Here is a 22,443-nt window from a genome sequence, read left to right as displayed (position 1 = left end):
TTCAACCGAATTAACCGACAGTTCCGGGAGCATTGACCATGGCAGACATCATCGATACAGCAGCAGAGATTGAAGAGCTTCAGCGTAACGCTGCCCTTTCCGCTCACCGCATCGACCACAGCGCCGTATCAGCAGAGCATTGCGCGGAGTGCGGAGAGGAAATCCCGGAGCCGCGACGCGCTGCCGTTCCCGGCTGCCAGACATGCGCCAGTTGCCAGGCTGACCTGGAGCTTATACGCAAGCAAAGGGGGCTTGATGGATTACACCAAGCTCAGTGACGGTGAAATCAGTGTCAGGCTCGCATATTTCCTGAAGCCAAAGTACAGCGCCACCACCCATCCGCATGAAAATACCGGTGCCAATTTGTCGTGGAACTGGTTCAACACGGTACAGAACACCGGTTATTTCCCGCTGCGGCGCGCCGAAGAGCTTTACCCGGCAATGAAGAAGCATCGAATCGGCCTGGCCCCATCAGGGAAGACCGTCTGGCAGGCAACTCATGAGTCTGGTATCAGCTCCACTCATCGTAACCCTCTGCGTGCTGTGGCAATCGTCTACCTCTTATTGCAGGAGCAAGCCAATGTTCAGGATAATCCAGCCTAATACCTGGTACGCCGATCCCCACGGCGCGCCCTGCAAAATCCTCCGCGCTACCCACGAAGTCATCCACTACATCCGCAACGGTCGCACCTGCATCGCCAGCATGGGCCGCTTTCAACATGAATTCGAGCCGCTCACCAAAGCACAGGCCGAGCGGATCACCGATGAAATCGAAACAGCAGAACACCTGAAGAAGCTGCGCGCCCAGCGCGCGGCATGAGGAGAGCCATGAAAACCATTCAGGACATCCGAACCCAACTATCAACCCTGGTCACCGAGGCACACAAAGTGGCGTCCTCCCTCGATATAGGTGACGAGCGAACAGAGGCCTTTGAGCTATATGAAGCGCTTCGTCGACTTCAGCGGCAGGGCGCCGCCGGAGAAATTCTCTCAGCAACCAACCCTCTTCTCGCTTCGCCATATTACGACGAGGACTGGGACGAAGATGAAGCCGACTGACGCAACTGATAGCCAGTTATGAGCTGGCTATTGGGTGCGAAAGCACTGCTCCGCTATCACTTTTGCCCGGCCCCGCGCCGGGCTTCTTTTTACAGGTGACAAAATGAAAAAATGTTTACTGCTACTGGCTGTTCTGGCGCTGTCGGCGTGTGATGTGAATGATGCTGATGTGGTTTCTAAAAACCTCAGCACCGCATCTGACAACTTCGAAGTCAACCGCCGTTTCGTATTCTACAACGGGATCACCGGTGAATATCTGCTGACCATCGAAGGGCTTTGCTCTAAAGATAACAGCAGTACAGCTACAACCCTGGGTGTGGTCTGCCAGGTAGGCCCAAAAGAGTACAAGAAGCACATGCTGGGCTTAAGCGATAACGTCACCTGGTTTATGGAACAGGTTGACGGCGTGAAAACCAGCAAATACTTCTACCGCGTCACCTTCAAACCTTCAGTAATCATCCCTGATATCGATATCCGCTAACGGCTTAACAGCAGGAGCGCCCCATGCAATCAAACCCCATGACTTGGCTCATCGCCGCACTTATGGCGCTGGGCGCTCTCATATCATTTCTTCACGAACCGGAAGGTGTGCAATGGCTGCTTTTATTGTGGGCGCAATAGTCCAGAAGAAGACCGGAGGAATTCATGGCGTGGTGGATAGCCTTCAGGACTCGGACGGAGACAATCCGCAGTTCTGGGTGCGGTGGGACGACAGAAATTATTCAGTGCACCCGGAAAACGAATTACGCGCGGCCACGCCAGACGGTCCGCAGTTTTATAAATCGATGTCATAGGAGGGGAGATGGTTACAGCTGAGCCACTCACTGCGCAGAAAGCGGCAAAACTCCTGAAGGTCTCCCCGAGGACTGTCTACCGCCTCATCGACTCCGGCCAACTCGCCGGGAAGAAGATCGGGAACAAATACCGCACGACCGACGTCGCCTGTATTGCGTATTTACATGACCCGCGCGATCCTGTTTCCGCGAGCGCGGGTGAACATAAAGGAGAAATTTTATGTCAATCACCCTCAGAGGCGGCGTCTGGCACTGTCATTTCGTTACGCCGTCAGGGAAAAGAATTAGACGATCTCTTGGCACGGGGGACAAGAAACAAGCGCAGGAGCTGCACGACAAGCTGAAGGCTGAAGCGTGGCGGGTGGATAAAATCGGGGAACTGCCGACGAGGACGTTTGAGGAATGTTGCATCAGGTGGATCCGGGAGAAAGAGCATAAGCGGTCCCTCGATGACGACAAAACCAAAATCGAATACTTCCTTCGGCATTTCTCCGGCCGGGATATTTCGACCATCACGGCGGACCAGGTAAACGAAGCAGTTTCGAAGATGGTCAACCGCAAGAATATTCAGGTGTGGGAGTCGCGCCGGGACGCAGCTATACGCCGTGGAAAGGAGCCGCCGCCATACACTGAAAAGCCAGTAAGCCAGGCCACAAAGAGCCAGCACCTGTCTTTTATGCGATCGCTGCTGAAAACTGCAGCCAATGACTGGGGATGGATAAAGTCGGCCCCTGTCATTAAGACCAAAAAGCCAATCAGCAAACGCATCCGCTGGCTGACCAGGGAAGAGGCAGAACGGCTTATCGCCTGCATGCCGGAGTCGATAAAGCCGGTGGTGATATTTGCGCTGGCAACCGGCCTGCGCCGTTCCAACATCATTGATCTGGAGTGGCAGCAGGTCGATATGCAGAGAAAGGTTGCATGGGTAAATCCGGAGAACGCGAAGGCGGGCAAAGCTATCGGCGTAGCTCTGAATGATACCGCATGCAGGGTGTTAAGGGATCAGATCGGGAAAAGTTCCAGGTGGGTATTCGTTCACACGAAGCCATCGACGCGACCGGATAAAACTATCACTCCGGCTGTCAGGAAAATGCGCGTGGACGATAACAGCGCCTGGCGTATTGGCCTGGCAAAAGCAGGTATAGAGGACTTCCGTTTTCATGACCTCCGGCATACCTGGGCGAGCTGGTTAATTCAGTCCGGCGTGCCACTGTCCGTGCTGCAGGAAATGGGCGGCTGGGAGTCGATCGAAATGGTCCGTCGTTATGCTCACCTGGCACCGAACCATTTAAGCGAACACGCACGGAAAATAGATGCCATTTTTGGCAACCATGACACAAATACGACACAAGGAGAAAATCAGGCTGGGTTGAAACTAGCGTAAGTGCCTGTTTCTAAATGGCACGCCCTGTAGGATTCGAACCTACGACCTACGGCTTAGAAGGCCGTTGCTCTATCCAACTGAGCTAAGGGCGCACTGAGAAGCGTGTGCTTCGCGGTGGTGAAACGCGAAGAATTATACGGTCAATGGCAGGTGAGTCAATGCCTTTTCCGCTTTCCAGGGCAATTACCGCTAGCCGATTGTAAATACGGCTATTTTCTCAACATTTCTCCCTGTTTCACCGTAAAATTTAGCGCTGCGAAAAGGCCTAGTTGCATTTAAGTAACGCCTGCTGTTTTCCTGAACGTCAGCTCGTCACACTAGAGTCAGGTATCCCGGCCGCCTGGAGGCTGACAGACAACAGGACAATGGAGTGACAGCGCAAAACCTGATCGATACGCCCCCCCGGTTACAGTACCTTTCTCAGGACATCGTCGGCATTAAGCTTGAGCCTATCGTCGCCCTCACCTCCCTGCGCCAGGTTGGCGTGGAGGTACTTAGCGTTCTGTCCGACACGCGCCACAGCGAGGACTTTTTTTGCGATCGGTCCGCTGAGTGGTCGATAACCCTGCTTGAAGCGCAGCTTGCCACGCTAAAAAATACGCCGCACGGACATAACCTTTTTATTAATCTGCCGATAACCGTCCTGACGGAGCCTGCGTCTTTTCAGCGACTTATCAGGTTACCTGGCGTGCAGCTCAATATTGAGATTGTCGACCTCGCGTCCTTTTTGGCGCTAACCGTCGCACAGAAGCAGCATGTGGTTCAGAATCTGCAGCAACTTAGCAGACAGGGACACGCTATCTGGCTGGATGACGTGGACGACGTCTTAGTGCAGTCGTTTTTATCCTGTCGACTCCCGTTAAGCGGCGTCAAAATAGATAAGGAAGCATTCTGGCGTTTACGCGACACCCCTGCGCTGAGGCAACTGGTTTCCCTTTGCTTTCAGCTGGCCGGGAAAGTGCTTATTGAAGGTATTGAGACTGAACGCGATCGTACCTGGGCACTGCAGGCAGGCGCAGACCTCGGCCAGGGATATTACTGGCCGTCCTGGACATGGCCGGAGGATTAAAACGCCATTTCCAGGAGGGAGACCATGCGAATGACAGTGCGCCGTTACCGGCGGCGGCGTACAGGAAGTGATGCACTGGGATTTACGCGCTCACCTTTTGCTCCCCCCTTTTTCGACCGACTCGAATTTTTGAGCCAGTCCATCAGCCAGCCCCGCAAAACAGACGCCCCTTTTATCCTTCTGGTGACGGAGGATCACTACCTGCGCACCGGCTTTCTCAACGGGCAGTTTCCTCTGAGCAGCTGCTGCGACTACGCCACGCTGGACGACGCCCTTATCGCTCAGACACAGTGGCCCTCCGCCCGTCTGGTCGTGGATATAGAAAGCCGGTCCACGGGGCTGCTGGAGAAACTGGATCAGTTGAGAAGGCATAGCCTGTTTCCTCCGTACCTGACGCCCTGGCTGTTAGTCCGGGCCGATAATTACGACACCCGCCTCTTCTGCAAAGCGGCAGGTCCCTTTCATGTGCTCGAACGCCAACTGAACGCCGCCGCGCTCCAGCACAGCCTGCTGGATACCCGCCCCCCGCAGGGTTCCGACAAAGACTGGTTCTCACGCAATGAATGGCCCATCCTGCAGGAGCTCTCACGGGGCAAGACGCTGCGTCAGATTGCCCTGATGCAGAATCGCCCCTATAGCCGCATTATCTATCGTCTCAGCTGCATCCTGCTGAAGCTGGGGCTGAGCCATCGCCAGGAATTGCTTCATCTTCTTAATAACCTCTCAGACTGCACGTTTTCACTCACGTCCTAACCCCTTATTTCCTAAAGCGGTTTAGGAATTTACTTACCAATTGCGTTACATAAATGTTAATTTTTAACAATAAAATCGAATTTATAACTATTCCTAATTTATGGGCGTAAACCTTGTGAAATGCCATAAATTGAATGAACGGCAGCACTTTCCTCCATCCGTTAAGCGAATGCAGATAGCGTTAACAAGATGATAATGATGTAAAAACAAGCAGCTTAGCGACAACGTCCAGGAGTAAAAAGCGAAGCGGGTAGCATGTTCTCCTGCGGACCTGGTGCCGTTATCGTGGTCAACGCAAGCACTTTCGGATGAAGGTCTGACGGCCTGCGAGGGCAATTTTTAACCTCCGCGTCGCGGGTTCGCCCCCAGAAATGATGTCTATTTTTGTTAACAATTGATCAACATACAGAGATATCTGTTATTTTTTGTTATTACATAAAGATGAAAATATGCGGTAAATGAGATAATAGGATATTTCCGCTAATTTTAAAAAAATAGTGATTCAGATCCAGAAGATAATACAAACCCATACGCGGATATTAATTTACAGGGTTTTCGGAAAAAACTTACCCTGTATAATAAGATGCGTACCAAATTTGAATAAGAAAAACCTTTTTGCCAACACCAGCCTAATGAGATGACCGCGCTGAGGCATAGTTCTTTTCATTACGTAAACAAGGATGCTTTCGCTCTTTCCAGGGAAATACTACGGTATAGGGATCTGCACATTATATCCTTCCGGCATTTCGAGAGTTTTACCAAACTCTGCATAACGCTTTTAACAATCTGAGGCATTAAAAATGAAACCGGCATCCGTTATCATTATGGACGAACATCCTATCGTCAGAATGTCGATAGAAGTCCTGCTACAGAAAAATAAGAATATCGCAGTCAAGCTCAAGTCTGGCGATAGCCATGAAGTCCTTGACTGTATCCGCAATCACCCTATCGATCTGGTGATCCTTGACATTGAACTCACGGGCACGGATGCTTTCGCTTTACTTAAGAGAATCAGAAACTTAAACAAAGAGATTAAGGTTCTGTTCCTCTCGTCTAAATCAGAGCTATTTTACGCGGGTCGCGCCATTCGCGCCGGGGCAAATGGCTTCGTCAGCAAACGGAAAGATTTGGGTGAGATCTACAACGCCGTAGAAATGATCCTGATGGGCTATTCCTTTTTCCCGTCGGAAACGCTGAACTTTATAAACCACCTGGGTTCAGGGAAAGGGATGGCAGTAGATATGCCATTATCGAATCGTGAGGTCACGGTATTACGGTATCTGGCGAATGGATTATCCAATAAGGAAATTGCTGAACAGCTACTATTAAGCAACAAAACTATTAGCGCGCATAAATCCAATATTTATTCCAAGCTGGGTGTGCAAAGCATCGTGGAATTAATTGATTACGCCAAAGCGCACGAACTGCTTTAACCTGAATTCACTCCCTGCAGCTTATCTGAGCTGCAGGGAGTGCGGTCAGTGCTAATTATAGTTAATCATAAAGGTGGCATCCGCATCGGCTCGTCCGGGCTGAGGATTATCTGCGGTGGCAATATAATTGGCATAAAACGACAATGTCGCATTCCCCTGCGCATCAACCGACACCGGCTGGCTGGCCTGCTGGAGAGCCAGACGCGTTTTATCCGCATCCCTGATCTCTACCGCGACATGACTTGCTGTACTGGCGTCATTGAGCGCCAGCAAACCGTTATTGCTCCCGTCAGCTTTACCCGAAAACGTAATGGACGCCGCGCCCGGCGGGCAGCCGGTCAGCTTCAGCGTAAACGGCATGGGCTGCGTGCGGCTCCCGGTGGTGCTGAGCTGTTTCGTGGGCCAGGTGCCCAGCGTGACGGTCTTGTCGCTGTCGCTGCCCTCGGCAACGCAGGTAAAATCGACGATATTGCCGTAGAGCCGAATGTTAATCTCGCCCAACGCGGTGTCCGCCTGAGCCTGTGTGCAAAGCGCAAAAAGCGCTACGGTGATAAAACGGATCCCGTTTCGCATATTGGCTCCTTAGTCGTAATCCACGCGCAAGTACCCGCGCGAGGTGAAACGCCCTTCCGCTGGCTTATTGCCCGTCACGCTCACCGGCCAGACCCGGATCCCCACCTGCGCCTGCGCGCTGTCGTCAAGGCGGAACGGAATTTTGCTTGTCAGGTTGTTAGGCGTGAGCGGCGCTCCGCTCTCGTTGGCAATGATGAACCCGACGTCCGGGTTATCCGACACCAGCACATTATCAGAGACTTTTTCCGCCTCGACGCGCATCGTCAGCATGGCGTTCGCCTCCACGTTGGTGCATTTGATCGCAATGGTTTTGCTTTGCGATGAGACGCCCTCCGGCTTGTTACCCACGCCCGCCTTGCTGAACAAAGAGGCGCCAATGTCACCGAAATCAAACTCCACCACGTTACCGGCATTAATGGCGCAGCTTTGCGGCACCTGAATGGTTCCGCTGTAGCTAATGGTATAGACCGGCGTGGTTAGCGGATCGGAGGAGGTAGTGGTGACGTAGACGCGGAACATGGTGGCACGCGGGATCACCACCATGTTGATAAAACGCCGGGTCACCTTAAGACGGAAGACAAGACTGGAGTCCTGAACGCCAAACGGTTTGTTTTTGGAGACGTTAGGATGGCTCCCCATCTGGATATAGCTTTTTGGCGGGTAAAACACGCCAGCATAGCTGTCCGTGATTTTCATGGCCCCGTCCAGATAGTCGTTCAGCTTCAGATACTGGTAGCCATCGCTGGTCCCGGTGATCGGGTAATCCGTCACATAGCTGCGCTTGGTGGTGTTCCCGGTCGTGCCCTTCGGGCAGACGGCATTCACCCCTACCCACTGCGATTTTTCGCTGAGCGTTACGACCTGTCCAATCTGGTTATTCGAGCTATTAAATTTATCCGTCAGGTCGTAATGCACCTCCGTCGGCACGCCTTTCTCATTGACGCACACGGTAGCGAATGCGTTTGTCGCGGGCAGTAACGCCAGCAGCGACAAGGCAAAGATTTGGGTTTTAATCACAGCTGATCCCCTTAAGTGTGATTGCCTGTTGCAGGCTCTGTTCAGACAAGCTGTAAGGTGCGCGACACTGGGACTGCGCCCCGTCGCCCCACTGGATCAGCAGTTCGCCTTCCAGCGGCAGCCCACTCAGGTAAATTTGCCCGTCATCCCCCACCATGCTGGTGACACCGCTTCGGGTTTCACGGACCACCGCGCCGAACGGCACGGGCTGGTTACCGCGCATCACCGTCAGTAGAGCGCGTACGCCAATGCGGGTATCAAAGCTGGCGCGCACCAGCGCGCCTTTCGTCGGCACCACGCTACTCACGTTGTTTTCGATATCGGTGTTGTTGCTCATGGTGTTGGTATCCAGCGCCACGCGGTTGTAGCGATAGACGGTGGCATACGGCATCACCGCGTAGCCTCGCCAGTCGGTTTTCACCCCGGTCTGGTTTTCAATGCTGACGCCTGATGCCCCCGGCGCTTTGATCAGCACGTTGGTGTCGCCCAGCGGCTGGCTGAAGGTCACGCCGTCGGCGTGTCCGACCACCCCGCCGGAGAGCTGCCAGTTGAGATCGTGCTGATCGTCGCTGTAGTTGTAGCCCACGCCCAATGTGCCGTAAGTCGCCTGCCAGTTGGCGCTGGCGCTTCCGCTTGCGCCGTTGGTGCTGGTGTGTCCCTGGGTCACGCTGTAGTTCAGGTTGCGGTCCTCCAGCAGCGTTCCGCTGACGCCGGTTTGCCAGCTTGTGTCGCCATCGCTGTTTCGACTGGCGGATGCCGTAGCGTAGGCGCGGTCAATCGCGCTGTCCCTGCGATAGCCCTGACGGGTAAAGAGGCTGAACGGCACGGAGACGTTAAATGACGCGATCCGATCGGTGCCGTCTATCCCAACGGATTTGTTCCACGACCACGAAACGGAGTAGTTGATTCCCTTCACGCCGCCCGCATAGCCCAACTGGTACCAGAGGTTCGTCTCATCGGTTCCCCAGTAGGTCTGCTCGCTGCCGGAGATATAGACCGAGCCGTAGTCCCCCAGCGACTGAGATACGTTGAGCTGGAAACGGCCTTTTTTATTCCACGTCAGGTTGTGATAACTCTGCACGTCTGGCACATCGTTATCGTTCTGGCTATCGGCATACTGATAGCCTTCCATTGAGCGCCAGGCGACATCGTCGAGGGTGTAAAAGCCTTTTGTGGAGTAGCGGTAGCCCAGCAGCTGGAAGTTGGTGCCGAAGCCGTTAAGGGATTTCGCATAGAGGAAGCGCAGAGACTGCCCTTCATGCTTGCTGTCGTCCGCAAGCTGGCTGCGGGCGTGGGTGATATCGAGCGAAACCGCGCCCCAGTCGCCCAGGTTTTTTCCGGCTCCGACGGCCACCGCGGTATAGCGTGACGCCAGCTGTGTCCCGCCGTAGAGCGTGTAACCGTTGGCAAGACCGGTAATCAGGGTTCCCTGGGTGAAGAACGGCGTATCCTGATCGCTGTTACCGCTGCGGTAATCCCCCGCGACGAGGTCGTACTTCCAGCGCCCTTCACGCTGCAGAAGCGGCACGGTGGAGTACGGCACGGTATAGCGCTGCTGGGTGCCGTCTTTCTCTTCGACCGTGACCTCCAGGTCACCGCTTGAGGAGGTCGGGTTAAGATCGGTAATGGCAAATGCGCCCGGCTGGACATAGCTTTGATAGATAACGTAGCCATTCTGGCGAACCACCACTTTGGCGGGCGTACGGGCGATCCCGCGCACGGTCGGCGCGTAGCCCTGCATGCTGTCCGGGTACATGCTGTCAGACGAGAAGAGCCGCCCGCCGCGGAACCCCATGCTGTCGAAAACGTCATTCCCGGTATTGCTGTCGCCCAGCACCAGTTCGCTTTTAAGCGGGATGACGGTGCGCTGCGCCCAGGTGCCAATATTCTGCCACTCGCTGTGACGCTGCCCGTTATTCTGCGTGTACCGCCATGCGCCGTTGTTACGCAAGCGCCAGGCGCCATAGTTCAACCCACTCTGCAGGTTGAGGTAGTAGCTGTCGTCTTCGCTTCCCCGGTTACCGGTGAAGCTGTAGTTCACCAGCGCGGCGGGAATGCCTTCATCCCACTGTTCGGGCGGAATATACCCCCGGGCGCTGTTCTGCAACGCCACCTGCGGCAGGCTGACGTCCAGACGCTGTGAGGCGAAGTTGAATACCGTTTCGCTGCCGGGTATGGCCGTAGCCAGCGGAACGCAGGTCTCGCCCTGCACCTTAGCCAGCTCGGGAAACGCCGCAACGTTGACGCCAAAGCGGTCAAGCATCGCGCGCGTAATGCACGCCGACAAACCGCCCGCCACCGGCGGCGTGTTCTCGGCCTGCTCAAAACGCACGTCCTGGGTACCGATAAACTCATCGTTGCGCCAGATATCCACGCGATAAACGCCGGGTGCCTGCTGGTGTCCTTGTTCAAAACGCGACAAATCCGCCACGCTGGCGGTGTCGTCGGACAAAAAGGCCGGGTTGAAATAGCTTTCGCTCCAGCCAGCCTGCGGCCAGAGCGCAGCCATCAGCGCCAGCGCAACCGGGCAGTAACGTCTCTGGTGGTTTTTCATCGCCCTGACTCTGCTCACAGGTTGACGCTACGCGCCGGGGTGATGGCACCGTAGTCATTCACGCTCTGCCAGGAAAGCGTACCGCTGGCACCGGCTGGCAGCACCTGCTGAGCCGAGCTTTTCGGCGCAACCATCAGGTTATCCAGCTGCTGCCCGCCCAGCTTCAGATTGACGAGGGTGATGTAATACGGGGACGCGTTGCTAACTTTGAGGTGGTTACCCGCGCGTTCGAACCGCAGCTGGGAAAGCGCCTCTTCCGGCTGCATCGCCAGGTTGTTAGGGCGTACAAACAGCTTGATGCGTGAGAGGATCGCCAGCTGCAGCACGTTATTGTTTTCCGTTTTGGCTTTGTTCACTGACGGGATCGCCTTCACGTTCATGTAAAACAGCGATTCGCGGTCGGCAGGCAGCGCCGGCCCGGCGTAAATAATACGCAGCGTGTTTTCACTGTTCGGCTCGCTAACAAACAGGGGCGGCGTGACGGCAAAGGTTTTTTCTTTTTGCCCGTTCGCATTTTCGATCCACGCGTTAATTAAATAGCGTTCCTGTTTGTTGCTGTTGGTGATCGCCAGCGACGTTTGCTTCGCCTCTGCGGGATAAATAACACGCGTGGCCCCCAGCGCAATACCGCCGGATGCATTTGCGCAGGCAGAAACCATCATCAAAATAAACGATAAAAAAAGTCCTGGTTTAATTAGGGTATTCATCACAACCGTACCTTTAATAATATGTTCGCAGGTGTTATGGATAAATCAACGTAAACCAGACATCCGACTGAATTTTGCCTGGCTCGAGGTGTTCGGAAATAGCCCGATAGCGGGCGCTAAAATGGAACGCAAGCTCGCGGGTATCGATCGGCAGCCAGCTGACGGCCGTGGCATTCGGGATAATCTGACGCTGCTGCTCGTCAAAGAGCGCCAGCCCAACGCCGCTGCTGACAGGCGTTTCACCCGGCCGCGATGTCGCCAGAAAGACCTGCGGATCCTCTGCGGGTGTGACGCCCTGAAACTGGATCCCCACGGTGCGCGAAACATCCACGCTGCAGTCCAGCAGCCGCACGGTGAACGGCACATTCACCGTGGAAAAACTGCCCACGCCGGAAAATGAGTTGGTTCGGTACTGCCCCATATCGATGCGCATATTCTGGCTGTCGGGCGCCACGGCGCAGCCGCCGTTCACCAGTTCACCCCGGAGATGAACCTTGCCGCCTTCAATCACCACGGTATGCGCCGATGCCGGGCAAGCCATCGCAAGGGTTAACAGCAGTAGTGTTCCTGTCCTTGTCATCCTTCGTTCCTGGCAATAGCGTATGACGGGCCTCGTCCCTGAGGCCTGAACATCCCTGTGCGGAGGAATTATTCGTATTTCATTACGAAGGTGGCGTCAGCGTTCGCCTGGCCCGGCTCGGTAGTCGCAGCCGTTGATTTATAACGCGCGGTGAACTTCAGGGTGTTTGTCCCTTCGATCAGCGTCTGCGCAGCAGAGAAGGTCGCACCGTCTGGGGTCAGAACGCTGGATTTGCTGTCGAGGATCTCGATACCCACGCCTTTCGCGGTGTTGTCGTTGTTACCGGAGGTCACGGCCAGCAGGGTTTTGTCGGTTGGGTCGATCTGACCGGTGAACGCAACAGCTGCAGTTTTGGCAACCAGCGGATCGCAATCATTCAGTTCAATGTTGAATGGAATATTAGAGGTGGTGTCGCCCACTTTAGTAAATTTCGCGGTGCGATACTGACCCAGATTAACGGTCTGCTCGGAAGAATCAGTATTTACTGAACAAGCGGCATTAACCAGCTCACCTTTAAAATGTACGGTACCGCCATTTACGGAAACCGGCGCAGCAGGATCTGCTGCATTTGCGGCACCCGCAACCAGGGCCAAAGTTGCAATAACAGTAGAAGCAATGTTGCTGAGTTTCATGTCTATTCCTTTAAAATGTAAATAACCCTTCCCGCGAATAATCGGGAATAAGAAATACGTTCAATTGAGTAATTGAAAGCTTATTTCGGAGGAGACAAAGTAGCTCAGGAGGCGATTTTTAAATATGTCAAAACGCTGCCATTTCGCCAGGTCACATCCTAATCCCGCCTAAGAAATTGACCATCCCTTAAGAAGGGTTTTTGCGTCTTGCTGATAAAAACGCGTAAAGGGTGACTGACAGCGAGGCTCGCTTCTGACAAAATACACGCATCCCCCCTTTCGAACGTTACAGACGGAATCTTCTCTCTGATGGCAGCAAAGATTATTGACGGTAAAACGATTGCGCAGCAGGTGCGCTCTGAGGTCGCGGAAAAAGTGAAGGCGCGTAAAGCCGCCGGAAAACGCGCCCCCGGGCTGGCCGTTGTGCTGGTTGGCAGCAACCCGGCATCGCAGATTTATGTCGGCAGCAAGCGCAAAGCGTGTGAAGAGGTCGGCTTCGTCTCCCGCTCTTACGATTTGCCGGAAACCACCAGCGAAGCAGAACTGCTGGAACTTATTGACACTCTGAATGCCGATAAAGAGATCGACGGCATTCTGGTTCAGTTGCCGCTGCCAGCAGGTATCGACAACGTGAAGGTGCTGGAGCGTATCGCACCGGATAAAGACGTGGACGGTTTCCATCCGTACAACGTTGGCCGCCTGTGCCAGCGTGCGCCGCGTCTGCGCCCGTGCACGCCGCGCGGTATCGTGACGCTGCTGGAGCGTTATAACATCGACACCTACGGCCTGAACGCCGTGGTGATTGGTGCCTCTAACATCGTGGGCCGTCCGATGAGCATGGAGCTGCTGCTGGCCGGCTGCACCACCACCGTGACCCACCGCTTCACCAAGAACCTGCGTCATCACGTCGAAAATGCCGATCTGCTGATCGTCGCGGTCGGTAAGCCGGGCTTTATTCCGGGCGAGTGGATTAAAGAGGGTGCAATCGTCGTGGACGTCGGGATTAACCGTCTGGAAAACGGCAAAGTGGTTGGCGACGTGGTGTATGAAGATGCCGCCGCGCGCGCCTCTTACATTACCCCCGTACCGGGCGGCGTAGGTCCAATGACCGTCGCAACGCTGATTCAGAATACTTTGCAGGCATGCGAAGAATATCACGACGTAGAGGACGCGTAAGATGGCGACTTTTTCATTAGGTAAACATCCGCACGTTGAGCTGTGCGATCTGCTCAAGCTGGAAGGCTGGAGCGAAAGCGGCGCGCAGGCGAAAATCGTTATCGCCGACGGGCGGGTGAAAGTCGACGGCGTGGTAGAAACGCGCAAGCGCTGCAAGATTGTCGCGGGCCAGACCGTGAGCTTTGAAGGCCAGAGCGTAACCGTGACGGCCTGAGCCCCCTCACCCTAACCCTCTCCCCAAAGGGGAGAGGGAACAGTCCGAACGCCGTTTCCAGGCCGGGTAAGGCGAAGCCGCCACCCGGCAATTTCTCTCAGCATCCCCTCACACCCATCACGGTTATTTATCGATCAACTTCAAATAATCACTATTTCATCTGTTGAAACGTGAAAATTCAGTTGCGCGTTTTTCACTCTTTGCCCACGATAAGTAGAACGTTCTACTAAAACGTTCTACTTACAATAACAGCGCCAAAAAAAGCGCTACTCGGGGGAAATCAGCATGAGTCTGATATCAGGGTTTGTTAAATCGCTGTCTAAGTTATCGATGATTGGTCGCGCCTTAATGCTGCCAATTTCACTGCTTCCCGCTGCGGGCCTGCTGCTGGCCTTCGGCGATAAGTTCCATCTGCCGCTGATGATGAACGCGGGTGGGGTTATTTTTGATAACCTGCCAATGCTGTTTGCCATTGGCTCCGCCGTGGGTCTGGCATCAGAATCCGGCATCGCGGCGCTGTCTGCGGCCGTTTCGGTGTTTGTCACCAATATCACCATCAGCACCGTGCTGAGCATCACGCCGGAAATGGCCTCCCAGGGCGGGAAATACGCCATGGTGGTGGGCATTCCGACGCTGCAGATGGGCGTCTTCGGCGGCCTAATCTGCGGTATTCTCGCGGCCTGGTGCTATAACCGCTTCCACACCATGCAACTGCCGGAGTTCCTGGGCTTCTTTTCCGGCAAGCGCTTCGTGGCAATTGCAACGGCGTTCCTCTCGTTCCTGATGGGGCTGCTGCTGCCGTACGTCTGGCAGCATATCCAGGCCGGTATCGACGCGCTCTCCGTGGTGGTGAACGGCGATAATCAGGCGGCGTCGACCTTTATCTTCGGTCTGGTGGAACGTGCGCTGATCCCGCTCGGTCTGCACCACATCTGGTATCCGTCGTTCTGGTATTCGTTTGGAGATTACACCACCCAGGCAGGCCAGGTGATCCATGGCGACCAGACCATCTGGTTCAAAATGCTAGAAGAGGGGGTGAAATCCTTCAGCAGCGACACCTACCAGAACGCCGGTAAGTTCATGCAGGGTGAATTCCCGCTGATGCTGTTCGCGCTGCCCGCCGCGTGCCTGGCGATGTATCACGAAGCCCATACGAAGAATAAGAAAATCGCGGCCGGTATTCTGTTCTCCGCGGCGCTCACCTGCTTCCTGACCGGGATCACCGAACCGGTTGAGTTTACCTTTATCTTCGTGGCACCGATTCTGTACGTCTTTAACGCCATCATGGCGGGTCTGGCCTACATGACCATGTACCTGCTGCATGCGCATATCGCCAAGTCGTTCTCTGCGGGCTTTATCGACTATCTGTCATTCGGGATCCTGCCGTCGTTTAACGGCTACCAGACCCACTTCCTGAGCGCCATTATCATCGGCATTCCAATGGGCCTGATTTATTACTTCACGTTCCGCTTTGTGATCCGTCGTTTCGACGTGAAAACGCCGGGCCGCACTGAAGTGACCGCCAACGCGGATGAGAAATCGGATTCTGAACTCGCGACCGAGATCATCACCCTGCTGGGCGGGGCGCATAACATCGACTCCGTCGGCGCCTGTATCACCCGTCTTCGCCTGGAAGTGACAAAAAGCGAGGTGGTGGATAAAGACGGCCTGAACGGACTCGGCGCGCGCGGCGTGGTCTTTGTCGGCGACAACGGTATTCAGGTGATTTTCGGTGCCAGAGCACAGTTTATCGCCCAGACCATGTCCACCATGATCGGCAAATAATAAGATGCCTGAACGACACGTCTCCTGTACGCTGGGAGGCGTGTTTTATCTGGCTGATAATCGGTAAATTTCAGGGAGCGGTTTTGAAGAAAGTCAGCATTATTGATGTCGCAAAGCACGCGGGTGTGTCGGTTTCAACCGTCTCGCTGGTGCTGCGCCAGAAAGGGAAAATCTCAGAGGCAACGATCGAGAAGGTCAACGCTGCCATCAATACGCTGGGCTATGTTCATAACGTTGCCGCTGCCAACCTCCGCGCCAATACGTCCAATCTGATTGGCCTGATCCTCCGTGACTTTAGCGACAGTTTCTCCATCAAGGTGATGGCGAGTATCGTTCAGGATCTTGAAAAACAGGGGTATATGGTTTTTCTCGGACAGCCCCAGAACGACCATGACCAACTTGAGCGCTGCCTGCTGTCGTTTAAGCAGCAGGGCGTCGCCGGGGTGATCTATCTGGCCTCGGATACCCGCACCTCTACCCTACCGGAACAGATTCGCCGCTGCCCGCTACCGCTGGTGGTGGTCTCTCAGTCGCTGCTGGATGAAAAATGCAATCTGGTGATGCGCGATAACCGGCAGGCGGCCAGTCTGGCGGTGCGTTATCTTATCGAGCGCGGTCATCGCAATATCGCCTACATTGGCGGACGCGAAGGCTGCCTTATCCGCGAACAGCGCCTGCTCGGTTTTCGCAGCGCGATGGCGCAAAACGGGCTGGTCTGGCGCGATGAATACTCTCCGGCCTGCAGCGATGACACCCTGGCCGCGGGTTTCGCCACCCGCCAGCTGCTGGAAAAAAACAATACTATCACCGCCCTGCTCTGCCACTCGCCGGATGCCATGATCGGCTCCATCTCCGGTATTCATCAGGTCGGGCGTACGGTGGGTAAAGATGTGTTTTTAACACAGCAGGTCGCGCTGGTCGGTTTCGAAGATATGCTCCACGTAAACCTCACCTCGCCGTCATTTACCTATGTCTCATCCGCCAGCGAAGAGACGGGGCGTCAGGCTGCCGGGCTGATTATTCGCACGCTAAAGGAGCCGACGCTGCAAACCCAGCGCATTACGCTTTCCGGGCAGCTTATCGCGCGCGAGTCGGCGTAAAATAAGAATTTGACGCGGGTCTGCTGGCGCGGGTTTACTGCTATATTTCCATGATTTGCCATGGATAATGTCAATGCCTACCGTTATTACGCACGCTGCTGTTCCGCTTTGTCTGGGCTTAGGCCTGGGGACAAAAGTTATCCCACCCCGCCTGCTGTTTGCCGGGATTGTTCTCGCCATGCTGCCGGACGCCGACGTGCTGGCGTTTAAGTTCGGCGTCGCGTATGGAAATGTTTTCGGCCATCGCGGCTTTACCCACTCCCTGCTGTTCGCCTTTGCGGTGCCGATACTTTGCGTGCTGACTGGACGACGATGGTTCAGGGCCAGCCTGACGCGGTGCTGGCTGTTTTTAACGGTATCACTGCTGTCGCACAGCCTGCTGGATTCGATTACCACAGGCGGAAAAGGCGTCGGCTGGCTGTGGCCGTGGTCAGATGAACGCTTCTTTGCGCCGTGGCAGGTGATTAAGGTCGCGCCGTTTGCGCTCTCACGCTATACCACGCCGTACGGGCATCAGGTGATTATTTCAGAACTGCTGTGGGTGTGGCTGCCGGGGGTTGTGCTGATGGGGTTACTGTGGTGGAGAAAACGTGCGCGCTGATGCCCTCACCCCGACCCTCTCCCACAGGGAGAGGGAGAAAACCTAACAATTCCCTCTCCCTGTGGGAGAGGGTTAGGGTGAGGGGAAAATTACTTACGGCGCCAGGTGGTACCCTGCGGGCCGTCTTCCAGAATGATGCCCATCTCGGTCAGACGGTTACGCGCCGCATCGGCCGCCGCCCAGTCTTTCGCCTGACGCGCTTCCAGACGCGCTTTAATCAACGCTTCAATTTCCGCCACTTCGCCGTCATCCGCCTGCGCACCGCTCTGCAGGAACACGTCCGGATCCTGCTCCAGCAGGCCGAGCACGGAAGAGATCTTACGCAGATGAGACGCCAGCGCATTCGCCGCCGCCATATCTTCTGACTTCAGGCGGTTCACTTCGCGTGCCATGTCGAACAGCACGGAGTAGGCTTCCGGGGTGTTGAAGTCGTCGTTCATCACCTCAACAAAGCGTGCTTCGAACGCTTCGCCGCCTGCAGCAGGAACAGACCTGTCGGTACCGCGCAGCGCGGTGTACAGACGCTCCAGCGCCGAGCGCGCCTGTTTCAGGTTCTCTTCGCTGTAGTTCAGCTGGCTGCGATAGTGGCCGGACATCAGGAAGTAGCGCACGGTTTCCGCGTCGTAATATTTCAGCACATCACGCACGGTAAAGAAGTTACCCAGCGATTTCGACATTTTCTCGCGGTCAACCATTACCATCCCGGAGTGCATCCAGTAGTTCACGTACTCGCCGCCGTGGGCGCAGGTGGACTGCGCGATTTCGTTTTCGTGGTGCGGGAACATCAGGTCTGAACCGCCGCCGTGAATGTCGAAGTGCTTGCCCAGCTGTTTGCAGTTCATCGCGGAACACTCAATGTGCCAGCCCGGACGGCCTTCGCCCCACGGGGATGGCCAGCTTGGCTCCCCCTCTTTGGACATCTTCCACAGCACGAAGTCCATCGGGTTACGCTTCACGTCAACCACGTCGACACGGGCACCAGCCTGGAGCTGATCCAGATCCTGACGGGAAAGCGAACCGTAGGTTGGGTCCGTTGGCACCGAGAACATCACGTCACCGTTGTCCGCAACGTAGGCGTGACCGCGTGCGATCAGCTTTTCGGTGATCTCGATGATTTCGTGAATATGGTGAGTCGCGCGCGGCTCGCTGTCCGGGCGCTGAATATTCAGAGCATCGAAATCTTTGTGCATCTCAACGATCATGCGATCCACCAGCGCGACAAAGCTTTCGCCGTTCTCATTAGCGCGCTTGATGATTTTATCGTCGATGTCGGTGATATTACGCACGTATTTCAGGGTATAGCCCAGAAAACGCAGGTAGCGTGACACCACGTCAAAAGCGACAAAGGTACGGCCATGGCCAATGTGACAGAGATCGTAAACCGTAATACCACACACGTACATGCCGACTTCCCCGGCATGGATAGGTTTAAATTCCTCTTTTTGGCGCGTCATTGTATTAAAGATTTTTAACATCGAAGATTCCATGTAAACACGTGTGTGGTTGAAAACCGGTTATTCTACCCGTAATTCAAACCCGAAGCAGCACACAATGCAAGGTGATCGCATCCTGTGGTTATGCTATAACAAGCCCCTATAGATGACCCGAACGCGGGTCGACGTACCACAATAACGGAACAGGATGCAAAAATGGTTACTTTCCACACTAATCATGGCGATATCGTAATCAAAACCTTTGATGACAAAGCGCCTGAAACAGTTAAAAACTTCCTGGACTACTGCCGCGAAGGTTTCTACAACAACACCATTTTCCACCGCGTGATCAACGGTTTTATGATCCAGGGCGGCGGTTTCGAACCTGGCATGAACCAGAAAGCCACTAAAGAGCCGATCAAGAACGAAGCGAACAACGGCCTGAAAAACACCCGCGGCACGCTGGCGATGGCGCGTACTCAGGCACCTCACTCTGCAACCGCGCAGTTCTTCATTAACGTGGCGGACAACGACTTCCTGAACTTCTCCGGCGAAAGCCTGCAGGGTTGGGGCTACTGCGTATTCGCAGAAGTGGTTGAAGGTATGGACGTGGTTGACAAGATCAAAGCCGTCTCTACTGGCCGCAGCGGTATGCACCAGGACGTTCCGAAAGAAGACGTTGTGATTACAAGCGTGACCGTCAGCGAGTAATTCGTGGCGACACTCTTTATTGCGGATCTGCATCTGCAAACAGAAGAACCGGCGATAACCGCCGGTTTTCTGCGTTTTTTACGCGGTGAAGCGAAAAGCGCCGATGCGCTGTACATCCTGGGCGACCTCTTTGAAGCCTGGATTGGCGACGACGATCCTAACCCGCTGCACCGTGAAATGGCTTCGGCCATTAAAGCGCTGGTGGATTCCGGCGTCCCCTGCTACTTCATTCACGGCAACCGTGATTTCCTGATCGGCAAGCGCTACGCCCGTGAAAGCGGCATGACGCTGCTGCCGGAAGAACAGGTGCTCGACCTCTACGGCCGCAAGGTGCTGATCATGCACGGCGACACGCTCTGCACCGACGATACCGGCTACCTGGCGTTTCGCGCTAAAGTCCACACCCCGTGGATCCAGAAGGTGTTCCTTGCCCTGCCGCTGTTTATCCGCAACCGCATCGCCGCCAGAATGCGCGCGGGCAGTAAAGCCGCCAACAGCAGCAAATCCATGACCATCATGGACGTTAATCCTCACGCGGTGGTCAACGTGATGGAAAAACATGGCGTTCAGTGGTTGATCCACGGGCATACCCATCGTCCAGACGTGCATTCCCTTATCGCCAACGGCGAACCGGCCCATCGCGTGGTGTTGGGTGCATGGCACTCAGAAGGATCCATGGTCAAAGTCACGCCAGAGGGTGTGGAGCTGATCGCTTTTCCGTTTTAACCCCTTACAGTTCATTCTATTTTTTTGAACAATATTGGCAAATTGTTTCGATTTTAATCAGCCCGTGGTCGGCCTATTATTTATCACATCAGGGCAGCACGCCCTATCCCAGATAAATTACTTAAGGAATACGACCATGAAATCCATCAAAACTTTCGTTGCAGTTACCGCTCTTTCCCTGGCTTCCTTCGGCGCTTTCGCGCAGAGCGTCAGCGCAACCGGTTCAACCCTTGACCGCGCAGAAGCGAAAATTGCTGCACAGGCTGCTGAACAGGGCGCGTCTTACAAAATCACCAGCGCGAAGGTCGACAACCGCGTGTATATGACCGCAGAACTGACGAAATAATGATTGCCCTTCGACAAAAACAGACCGCCAGAATGCGGTCTGTTTTGTTATGAATTGATGGCAACAACGGCTCAAGATTTAACCGCGCAACCGTTTTCCTTGCCCGTATAACATGCTATTCTCTGTGCCCTCGAAAGCAGTGTGTTTCGCACCACAGGAGTTTTAAGACGCATGTCTTCCCGCAATAATCCGGCGCGTGTCGCCATCGTGATGGGGTCCAAAAGCGACTGGGCTACCATGCAGTTCGCCGCCGAAATCTTTGAAATCCTGAATGTTCCGCACCACGTCGAAGTGGTCTCCGCGCACCGTACACCGGACAAACTGTTCAGCTTCGCCGAAAGCGCCGAAGAGAACGGTTATGAGGTGATCATTGCCGGTGCGGGCGGCGCAGCACACCTGCCGGGCATGATTGCCGCCAAAACCCTGGTGCCGGTTCTGGGCGTCCCGGTACAAAGCGCCGCGTTAAGCGGTGTGGACAGCCTCTACTCCATCGTCCAGATGCCGCGCGGTATTCCCGTCGGCACGCTGGCGATTGGCAAAGCGGGCGCGGCGAACGCTGCCCTGTTGGCCGCGCAGATCCTGGCGACGCACGATAAAGCGTTACATCAGCGTCTGGCAGCCTGGCGTAAAGCCCAGACCGACGAAGTGCTGGACAATCCGGACCCGCGGGGTGCGGCATGAAGCAGGTTTGCGTCCTCGGTAACGGCCAGTTAGGCCGCATGCTGCGTCAGGCCGGTGAGCCGCTGGGTATTGCCGTCTGGCCCGTCGGGCTGGACGCCGAGCCGGAAGCGGTACCGTTCCACCAGAGCGTGATCACCGCCGAGATCGAACGCTGGCCGGAAACCGCGCTGACCCGCGAACTGGCGCGTCATAACGCCTTCGTGAACCGCGACGTGTTCCCGATCATTGCCGACCGTCTGACGCAAAAGCAGCTGTTCGACAAGCTCGGCCTGCCGACCGCGCCGTGGCAGCTCCTGTCCGATAAAAGCGAGTGGAATGATGTTTTCGCGATGCTGGGCGAGCTGGCAATCGTGAAGCGCCGCGTGGGCGGCTACGACGGCCGTGGCCAGTGGCGTCTGCGCGCAGACGACACTGCCGAGCTGCCGGACGACTGCTACGGCGAATGCATCGTTGAGCAGGGCATCAACTTTAGCGGTGAAGTGTCGCTGGTTGGCGCACGCGGGCACGACGGACATACCGTCTTTTATCCGCTGACGCATAACCTGCATCAGGACGGTATTCTGCGCACCAGCGTCGCCTTCCCGCACGCCAATGCTGAGCAGCAGGCGCAGGCAGAAGAGATGCTTTCTGCCATCATGCACGAACTCGGATATGTGGGCGTCATGGCGATGGAGTGCTTTATCACCCCGTCCGGTCTGCTGATCAACGAACTTGCGCCGCGCGTACACAACAGCGGCCACTGGACGCAGAACGGCGCGTCCATCAGCCAGTTCGAACTGCACCTGCGCGCGATCACCGACCTGCCGCTGCCGCAGCCGGTGGTGGACAGCCCGTCGGTGATGATCAACCTGATCGGCACCGATCTGAACTACGACTGGCTGAAGCTGCCGCTGGTGCATCTGCACTGGTATGACAAAGAGGTTCGCGCGGGTCGTAAGGTCGGTCACCTGAACCTGAACGACAGCGACACGGGCCGCCTGAGCGCCACCCTGGAAGCCATGATCCCTCTCCTGCCGCCGGAATATGCGAGCGGCATCGTCTGGGCACAGTCAAAGCTCAAGTAAGACATCTGCGCCGGGGAGTTGACCTTCCCCTTCCCCGGCGTACAATCCCCG

At 55.4% G+C, this 22,443-nt stretch carries 28 protein-coding genes and 1 tRNA gene; 21 read left to right on the top strand and 8 right to left on the bottom strand.

The window, feature by feature from the left end:
• Positions 1–38 precede the first annotated feature (38 nt).
• From ACMGG5_RS11250 to ACMGG5_RS11215, 8 genes are all read left to right on the top strand, one after another.
• Positions 39–278 (top strand): TraR/DksA family transcriptional regulator, encoded by a 240-nt coding sequence (locus tag ACMGG5_RS11250; protein WP_420277845.1) that lies wholly within the window; start codon positions 39–41, stop codon positions 276–278.
• On the top strand, positions 256–603 hold the full coding sequence (locus ACMGG5_RS11245; RefSeq protein ID WP_420277844.1) for a hypothetical protein: 348 nt from the start codon (positions 256–258) through the stop codon (positions 601–603). Before ACMGG5_RS11250 ends, ACMGG5_RS11245 begins: the two co-directional genes overlap by 23 nt.
• Positions 581–820: a DUF4222 domain-containing protein gene (locus tag ACMGG5_RS11240; RefSeq protein WP_420277843.1), complete on the top strand. Its 240-nt coding sequence runs from the start codon at positions 581–583 to the stop codon at positions 818–820. Before ACMGG5_RS11245 ends, ACMGG5_RS11240 begins: the two co-directional genes overlap by 23 nt.
• Before the next feature lie 8 nt (positions 821–828).
• Positions 829–1,059, top strand: coding sequence for a hypothetical protein (locus ACMGG5_RS11235; protein ID WP_420277842.1), 231 nt, complete (start codon positions 829–831; stop codon positions 1,057–1,059).
• Between the two features lie 103 nt (positions 1,060–1,162).
• Positions 1,163–1,540, top strand: coding sequence for a hypothetical protein (locus tag ACMGG5_RS11230; RefSeq protein WP_248224120.1), 378 nt, complete (start codon positions 1,163–1,165; stop codon positions 1,538–1,540).
• A gap of 112 nt (positions 1,541–1,652) precedes the next feature.
• The gene (locus ACMGG5_RS11225) at positions 1,653–1,853 is read left to right on the top strand and encodes a hypothetical protein (RefSeq protein WP_219998864.1); all 201 of its coding nucleotides are present in this window, start codon (positions 1,653–1,655) and stop codon (positions 1,851–1,853) included.
• A gap of 8 nt (positions 1,854–1,861) precedes the next feature.
• Positions 1,862–2,197: a helix-turn-helix domain-containing protein gene (locus ACMGG5_RS11220; protein WP_072058545.1), complete on the top strand. Its 336-nt coding sequence runs from the start codon at positions 1,862–1,864 to the stop codon at positions 2,195–2,197.
• The gene (locus ACMGG5_RS11215) at positions 2,080–3,237 is read left to right on the top strand and encodes a tyrosine-type recombinase/integrase (protein WP_420278616.1); all 1,158 of its coding nucleotides are present in this window, start codon (positions 2,080–2,082) and stop codon (positions 3,235–3,237) included. The genes ACMGG5_RS11220 and ACMGG5_RS11215 overlap by 118 nt, the downstream gene beginning before the upstream one ends.
• 15 nt (positions 3,238–3,252) lie before the next feature.
• Here ACMGG5_RS11215 and ACMGG5_RS11210 read toward each other — a convergent pair.
• Positions 3,253–3,329: transfer RNA gene (locus ACMGG5_RS11210), tRNA-Arg, on the bottom strand.
• A gap of 278 nt (positions 3,330–3,607) precedes the next feature.
• On the opposite strand from ACMGG5_RS11210, the gene ACMGG5_RS11205 reads away from it, so the two are divergent.
• The 3 genes from ACMGG5_RS11205 to fimZ all read left to right on the top strand — a co-directional run bounded on the left by ACMGG5_RS11205 (position 3,608) and on the right by fimZ (position 6,492).
• Positions 3,608–4,306, top strand: coding sequence for an EAL domain-containing protein (locus ACMGG5_RS11205; RefSeq protein ID WP_048991446.1), 699 nt, complete (start codon positions 3,608–3,610; stop codon positions 4,304–4,306).
• Positions 4,307–4,330: 24 nt separating this feature from the next.
• Positions 4,331–5,059: a helix-turn-helix transcriptional regulator gene (locus ACMGG5_RS11200; RefSeq protein WP_048991448.1), complete on the top strand. Its 729-nt coding sequence runs from the start codon at positions 4,331–4,333 to the stop codon at positions 5,057–5,059.
• A gap of 800 nt (positions 5,060–5,859) precedes the next feature.
• The gene (gene fimZ, locus ACMGG5_RS11195; protein WP_024906886.1) at positions 5,860–6,492 is read left to right on the top strand and encodes a fimbria biosynthesis transcriptional regulator FimZ; all 633 of its coding nucleotides are present in this window, start codon (positions 5,860–5,862) and stop codon (positions 6,490–6,492) included.
• Positions 6,493–6,543: 51 nt separating this feature from the next.
• On the opposite strand, the gene sfmF is transcribed toward fimZ, so the two are convergent.
• From sfmF to fimA, 6 genes are all read right to left on the bottom strand, one after another.
• Positions 6,544–7,065 (bottom strand): fimbria assembly protein, encoded by a 522-nt coding sequence (gene sfmF, locus ACMGG5_RS11190; RefSeq protein WP_032646212.1) that lies wholly within the window; start codon positions 7,063–7,065, stop codon positions 6,544–6,546.
• A gap of 9 nt (positions 7,066–7,074) precedes the next feature.
• A complete protein-coding gene (fimH, locus tag ACMGG5_RS11185) occupies positions 7,075–8,082 on the bottom strand; it encodes a type 1 fimbria D-mannose specific adhesin FimH (RefSeq protein ID WP_024906884.1) in 1,008 nt (335 codons plus the stop codon).
• Positions 8,075–10,636 (bottom strand): fimbrial biogenesis usher protein, encoded by a 2,562-nt coding sequence (locus tag ACMGG5_RS11180; protein WP_032646210.1) that lies wholly within the window; start codon positions 10,634–10,636, stop codon positions 8,075–8,077. Before ACMGG5_RS11180 ends, fimH begins: the two co-directional genes overlap by 8 nt.
• Positions 10,637–10,650: 14 nt before the next feature.
• Positions 10,651–11,343 carry a type 1 fimbria chaperone FimC gene (gene fimC / locus ACMGG5_RS11175; protein WP_061715842.1) on the bottom strand — a complete coding sequence of 231 codons (693 nt, stop codon included), beginning with the start codon at positions 11,341–11,343 and terminating at the stop codon, positions 10,651–10,653.
• 34 nt (positions 11,344–11,377) lie between these two features.
• Complete coding sequence (fimI, locus tag ACMGG5_RS11170) at positions 11,378–11,923, bottom strand: type 1 fimbrial protein subunit FimI (RefSeq protein ID WP_023310642.1); 546 nt, start codon at positions 11,921–11,923, stop codon at positions 11,378–11,380.
• A 68-nt stretch (positions 11,924–11,991) separates the two neighbouring features.
• The gene (fimA, locus tag ACMGG5_RS11165; RefSeq protein WP_023310641.1) at positions 11,992–12,555 is read right to left on the bottom strand and encodes a type 1 fimbrial major subunit FimA; all 564 of its coding nucleotides are present in this window, start codon (positions 12,553–12,555) and stop codon (positions 11,992–11,994) included.
• A gap of 309 nt (positions 12,556–12,864) precedes the next feature.
• Here fimA and folD point away from each other — a divergent pair, with 309 nt between their 5' ends.
• The 5 genes from folD (at position 12,865) to ACMGG5_RS11140 (ending at position 17,431) form a co-directional block, all read left to right on the top strand.
• Complete coding sequence (gene folD, locus ACMGG5_RS11160; protein WP_008499332.1) at positions 12,865–13,731, top strand: bifunctional methylenetetrahydrofolate dehydrogenase/methenyltetrahydrofolate cyclohydrolase FolD; 867 nt, start codon at positions 12,865–12,867, stop codon at positions 13,729–13,731.
• 1 nt (position 13,732) lies between these two features.
• A complete protein-coding gene (gene ybcJ / locus ACMGG5_RS11155; RefSeq protein WP_023310640.1) occupies positions 13,733–13,945 on the top strand; it encodes a ribosome-associated protein YbcJ in 213 nt (70 codons plus the stop codon).
• Between the two features lie 285 nt (positions 13,946–14,230).
• Positions 14,231–15,730, top strand: coding sequence for a PTS transporter subunit EIIC (locus ACMGG5_RS11150; protein ID WP_024906880.1), 1,500 nt, complete (start codon positions 14,231–14,233; stop codon positions 15,728–15,730).
• Between the two features lie 83 nt (positions 15,731–15,813).
• Positions 15,814–16,830, top strand: coding sequence for a Mal regulon transcriptional regulator MalI (gene malI / locus ACMGG5_RS11145; protein WP_061715843.1), 1,017 nt, complete (start codon positions 15,814–15,816; stop codon positions 16,828–16,830).
• Positions 16,831–16,903: 73 nt separating this feature from the next.
• Positions 16,904–17,431, top strand: coding sequence for a metal-dependent hydrolase (locus ACMGG5_RS11140; protein WP_420277841.1), 528 nt, complete (start codon positions 16,904–16,906; stop codon positions 17,429–17,431).
• 89 nt (positions 17,432–17,520) lie between these two features.
• Here the strand turns inward: ACMGG5_RS11140 and cysS are convergent, their stop codons facing one another.
• Complete coding sequence (gene cysS / locus ACMGG5_RS11135) at positions 17,521–18,906, bottom strand: cysteine--tRNA ligase (protein WP_032646206.1); 1,386 nt, start codon at positions 18,904–18,906, stop codon at positions 17,521–17,523.
• A gap of 174 nt (positions 18,907–19,080) precedes the next feature.
• Here cysS and ppiB point away from each other — a divergent pair, with 174 nt between their 5' ends.
• The 5 genes from ppiB (at position 19,081) to purK (ending at position 22,392) form a co-directional block, all read left to right on the top strand.
• Complete coding sequence (gene ppiB, locus ACMGG5_RS11130) at positions 19,081–19,575, top strand: peptidylprolyl isomerase B (protein WP_008499327.1); 495 nt, start codon at positions 19,081–19,083, stop codon at positions 19,573–19,575.
• Between the two features lie 3 nt (positions 19,576–19,578).
• Positions 19,579–20,301: a UDP-2,3-diacylglucosamine diphosphatase gene (gene lpxH, locus ACMGG5_RS11125; protein ID WP_024906876.1), complete on the top strand. Its 723-nt coding sequence runs from the start codon at positions 19,579–19,581 to the stop codon at positions 20,299–20,301.
• Between the two features lie 136 nt (positions 20,302–20,437).
• A complete protein-coding gene (locus tag ACMGG5_RS11120; protein WP_024906875.1) occupies positions 20,438–20,647 on the top strand; it encodes a YdgH/BhsA/McbA-like domain containing protein in 210 nt (69 codons plus the stop codon).
• A gap of 171 nt (positions 20,648–20,818) precedes the next feature.
• On the top strand, positions 20,819–21,328 hold the full coding sequence (purE, locus tag ACMGG5_RS11115; protein WP_290094546.1) for a 5-(carboxyamino)imidazole ribonucleotide mutase: 510 nt from the start codon (positions 20,819–20,821) through the stop codon (positions 21,326–21,328).
• Positions 21,325–22,392: a 5-(carboxyamino)imidazole ribonucleotide synthase gene (gene purK, locus ACMGG5_RS11110; protein ID WP_024906874.1), complete on the top strand. Its 1,068-nt coding sequence runs from the start codon at positions 21,325–21,327 to the stop codon at positions 22,390–22,392. Before purE ends, purK begins: the two co-directional genes overlap by 4 nt.
• The last annotated feature ends 51 nt before the right edge of the window (positions 22,393–22,443 follow it).

Source organism: Enterobacter sp. BNK-34 (assembly GCF_048684445.1).
Taxonomy (GTDB): domain Bacteria; phylum Pseudomonadota; class Gammaproteobacteria; order Enterobacterales; family Enterobacteriaceae; genus Enterobacter; species Enterobacter pseudoroggenkampii.
This window is presented reverse-complemented; position numbering and strand designations above follow the sequence as displayed.